The sequence below is a fragment of the Corynebacterium tuberculostearicum SK141 genome (assembly GCF_000175635.1).
Taxonomy (GTDB): domain Bacteria; phylum Actinomycetota; class Actinomycetes; order Mycobacteriales; family Mycobacteriaceae; genus Corynebacterium; species Corynebacterium tuberculostearicum_C.
The window spans coordinates 1-1289 of sequence record NZ_ACVP01000013.1; the positions used below are offsets into that span (position 1 = coordinate 1).

The window sequence follows — 1289 nt, forward strand, 5'->3', positions numbered from 1 at the left end:
GAGTGTGTAGGCGGCGATTTGTGCCCCAGTGGTGGTTATTTTGATGCTTACGCGGTTGTCGATGCAGACCATGGTGATTGGTTCGCCGCCCCATCGGCGCCCGATGTAGAGGCGGCGTAGTTTGCCACCCCATCGCAGGGTTGTCTTGCCGTTGGTGCCTACTTTGTCAGTGCGTAGGCGGTAGTCGTGGTCTGGTTTGATGTCTGCTGGGAGAGCTTTGGGCAGTGCTGTGTAGGCTTCTGCGGGGGTGGTTCTGTTTAGGGCTCTATGGGGGCGTTTGTGGTTGTAGTATTCGATGATTTCTTTTAGCTGAGAGTTGAGTTCATCGAGACTTTGAGCTGGTATTTTGCTTGCTAGGGCTAGTTTAAGGGTGTAGTGGAAGCGTTCAACTTTTCCTTGTGNTTGGGGGTGGTAGGGTTTACCGTTTTTCTGCTTGATTCCTAGGTCTATGAGCAGTTGCTCGAATCCGTTTCGCGCGGGGTTTGTCCGGTCTGTGCTGGTTGTGAATGCTCGGCCGTTGTCGGTGAGGGTGGACTGGGGGTAGCCGTGTGTCTGGCCTGCATTAATGAAGCTTTCTATGACGTTTCCCACGGTGGCATTGTTGTAGGCACAGCAGGAGATGATGAACCGGGAATGGTCGTCCAAGATGGTGAGGATAGCTACTCGCTTGTGACCTGCGATGGTCCAGTCACTGTAGTCCATTTGCCATGTTTCGTTGGGTTGATCTGCTTGAAATCGTATCCATGAGCTGCGAGGACGCTTTTGTGGTTGGGCGATGACGTGACCGTTGTTTGCGAGCACTCGGTGGATTGTGGATGGTGCTGGTGGTGGGTCGATTCCCTCTTGCTGCAAGTGCCAGCGAATTGTATGGGCTCCGGCGTTAGTGCCGCGTTCTGTGAGGTCCTGGCGCAGTTTAAGTATGCGGTCGACAGTGCTGGGGTTGAGCGCTCGGGGATTAGTGCGCGGGCGTTTAGAGCGTGGTTCTAGGCGGTTGATTCCGCCTTCTCGGTAGCGGGCTTGAAGTGTTCGGATCCATCTGGTGCTGACGCCGAAATGGTCAGCTGCTTCGGCTTGAGTCATGCCGGTAGCAAGCATGGTTTCGATGATGATTTTTGGGCTTGGTTTTGATTTCTGCTCCATTTTTAAAGCATGGAGGATCGATGTCTCGAGACATCACTTTTTGTCGCGGCCGGGCAAATTTAACTTCAGAGTTTTCTACCGGATCGATGTAATGAGACATTAGTGCTGGTTAGACCGGAACTATCTCATAAGACATGCGGAACGATGTC

Annotated in this window: 1 protein-coding gene; it reads right to left on the bottom strand. The window is 53.0% G+C overall.

Features of this window, described 5'->3' with window-relative positions:
- A partial coding sequence (locus CORTU0001_RS04865; protein WP_005327891.1) for an IS481 family transposase occupies positions 1 to 1140 on the bottom strand: 1140 nt, incomplete at its 3' end.
- Between the last annotated feature and the right edge of the window lie 149 nt (positions 1141 to 1289).